At 74.1% G+C, this 2841-nt stretch carries 2 protein-coding genes; both read left to right on the top strand.

Annotation, left to right across the window (positions count from 1 at the left end; all coding sequences use genetic code 11):
- Positions 1-19: 19 nt before the first annotated feature.
- A complete protein-coding gene (locus FNQ90_RS18555; protein ID WP_182607409.1) occupies positions 20-1573 on the top strand; it encodes a glycerol-3-phosphate dehydrogenase/oxidase in 1554 nt (517 codons plus the stop codon).
- A gap of 293 nt (positions 1574-1866) precedes the next feature.
- The coding region (locus FNQ90_RS18550; RefSeq protein WP_182607408.1) for a PAC2 family protein at positions 1867-2841 on the top strand (975 nt) is incomplete at its 3' end.

Genomic DNA, 2841 nt, shown 5'->3' with positions numbered 1-2841 from the left:
GGACGGTGGGGACCGGGGGGTGTTCGTCCGCCCCGACACCCGATCCGAGACCCGGGAGCGGCTGTCGCGCAGCGACTGGGACCTCCTGGTCATCGGCGGCGGCATTCTCGGCACATCGGTGGCGTGGCACGCGGCCCAGGCCGGGTTGCGGGTGGCGATGGTGGAGGCGGGTGACTTCGCCGGCGCCACCTCCTCCGCCTCCTCCAAGCTGGTGCACGGCGGGCTGCGCTACCTGCAGACCGGGTCGGTCCGGCTGGTGGCGGAGAACCACCGCGAGCGGCGCGCCCTGGCCCGGGACGTCGCCCCGCACCTGGTCAACCCCCTCACCTTCCACCTGCCGATCCTGCGCGGCGGCCCGCACGGCACCGCGAAACTCGGGGCCGGTGTCTTCGCCTACTCCGCGCTCTCGGCCTTCGGTGACGGCGTGGGGCGGGTCATCACCCCCGCCCGCGCCGCCGCCGCCAACCCCGGGCTGCGCACCGAGGACCTCAAGGCGGTCGCCGTCTACCACGACCACCAGATGAACGACGCCCGGGTGGCACTGATGACCGTCCGGGCGGCGGCGGACGCCGGAGCCGTGGTGATCAACCACGCCGAGGTCGTCGGTCTGCGCACCACGGGCGGGCGGGTCACCGGTGCGGAGGTGCGCGATCGGCTGGACGGGACCGAATTCGGCGTGGGCGCCCGCCTGGTCCTCAACGCCACCGGCCCCTGGGTGGACCACCTGCGGCGCATGGAGGACCCGGGGGTCTCCCCGTCGGTACGGCTGTCCAAGGGCGCGCACGTGGTGCTGCGCCGTCGCGCCCCTTGGCGGGCCGCTCTCGCGACCCCGGTGGACAAGTACCGGATCACCTTCGCCCTGCCGTGGGAGGACCACCTGCTGCTGGGCACCACCGACGACGCGTGGGAGGGGGACCCGGGTGAGGTCTCGGCCACCGAGTCCGACATCGCCCGGATCCTCGACGAGGCGTCGCTGTCGGTCCGCTCCGATCACCTGTCACGGGATCTGATCACCTACGCCTTCGCGGGCCTGCGGGTGTTGCCCGGCGGACCCGGCGGGGTGGAATCCGCCAAACGGGAGACGGTGGTCACCGAGGGGCGCGGCGGAATGCTGTCGGTGGCCGGGGGCAAGTGGACCACCTACCGCCACATCGGCCGTACCGTGCTGCGCACCCTCTCCCGACTCCCCGACAGCCCGGTGGCCGAGCGCGGGCAGCCGGTCGGGGACCTGGTGCGCCGGGTCCCGCTGCCCGGGATCGCCAATCCCTCGGCGGTGGCCCACCGTCTGCTCGCCGGCACCGACGGCCCCTCCCCGGCACCGGACACCGCGCGTCACCTCGCCCGCCACTACGGGTCACTGGCGTTCGACATCGCCGATCTGGTGCGGCACGATCCCGCCCTGGGCGCCCGGTTGCACCCGGACGCCCCGGAGATCGAGGCCCAGGTGGTGTACGCGCGCGACCGGGAATGGGCACACACGGTCGACGACGTGGTGCGGCGCCGCACCACCCTGACCGTGCGGGGGCTGGACACCCCGGAGGTGCGGACCCGGGTGGAGAAGCTGCTGGAGTGAGCGGTCCCGTCGCCGTGGACGGCCGGATCCCCGGCCCCGCGGCGGACGACACCGGAGGACGGCCGGTTCCCGGCGGCGACACGACCGCCCGGGGGCCGGCCGCGACGCGCCACCGACGTCCCCACCCGGAAACGCGGCCCGGAGGGGATCATCGAGAGGATGTCCCACACCGTCCCCCCACCGAGGCGTATCGCCGGTGCTCCCGGGGCACGGTGACGCCGTAGGCTTGGCGCGCACGACAGTCAGTGGTCGTCCGGTGGCAGTACCCCCGACGACCGGAAGGGAGGCGCTGGGTGATCGAGCTCGAGGGGGTTCCCGAGCTGGTCGACCCGGTCATGGTGGCCGCGTTCGAGGGCTGGAACGATGCCGGTGACGCCGCCTCCGCCGCGGTCGCCCACCTGGACCGTGTCTGGAAGGGCGAGGTGTTCGCGGCGCTGGACGCCGAGGACTACTACGACTTCCAGGTCAACCGCCCGCACATGTGGTTGGACGGCGGGGTGCGGAGGGTCACCTGGCCCACGACCCGCCTGTCGGTCGTCCGGGTGGGAGCCGATGGCGGGCGCGGCAAACCCCGCGATCTGGTGCTGGTACGCGGCATCGAACCGAGCATGCGGTGGCGGACCTTCTGCAACGAGATCCTGGGCTTCGCGCACGAACTGGGCGTGGAGATGGTCGTGGTGCTCGGTGCCCTCCTGGGCGACACCCCGCACTCGCGACCGGTGCCGGTGACCAGCGTCGCCTCCGAGGAGAAGCTGGCCCGCTCCCTGGGGCTGGAGGAGTCCCGCTACGAGGGGCCGACCGGCATCGTCGGAATCCTCCAGGAGGCGTGCGCACACGCCGGACTGCCGGCGGTGAGTCTGTGGGCGGCGGTGCCGCACTACGTCTCCCAACCGCCCAACCCCAAGGCCGCCCTGGCCCTGCTGCACGCCCTGGAGGACCTGCTGGAGATCTCCGTTCCGCTGGAGGATCTGGCGGATGACGCCCGGGCGTGGCAGACCGGAGTGGACCAGTTGGCCGCCGAGGACAGCGAGGTCGCCGAGTACGTGCAGGCGCTGGAGGAGGCCAGGGACACCGCCGAACTGCCGGAGGCATCCGGCGAGGCCATCGCGCGGGAGTTCGAGCGCTACCTGCGGAGGCGCGACCCGCGGGCACCGGGACGCGGCGAGGGTTCGGCCGGTCGTGCGGGCGGGCCCGGCATCGTGGGCGGCGGGCCGCCGCCCCGCCGGACCGGCCCCGGGGGTTCCGACGGCCCCGAGGACCCCGGGGGG

The sequence above is a fragment of the Streptomyces alkaliphilus genome, assembly GCF_014141535.1.
Classification (GTDB): domain Bacteria; phylum Actinomycetota; class Actinomycetes; order Streptomycetales; family Streptomycetaceae; genus Streptomyces; species Streptomyces alkaliphilus.
The sequence above is the reverse complement of the archived record's forward strand: the minus strand, read 5'-3'. Positions and strand labels throughout refer to the sequence as shown.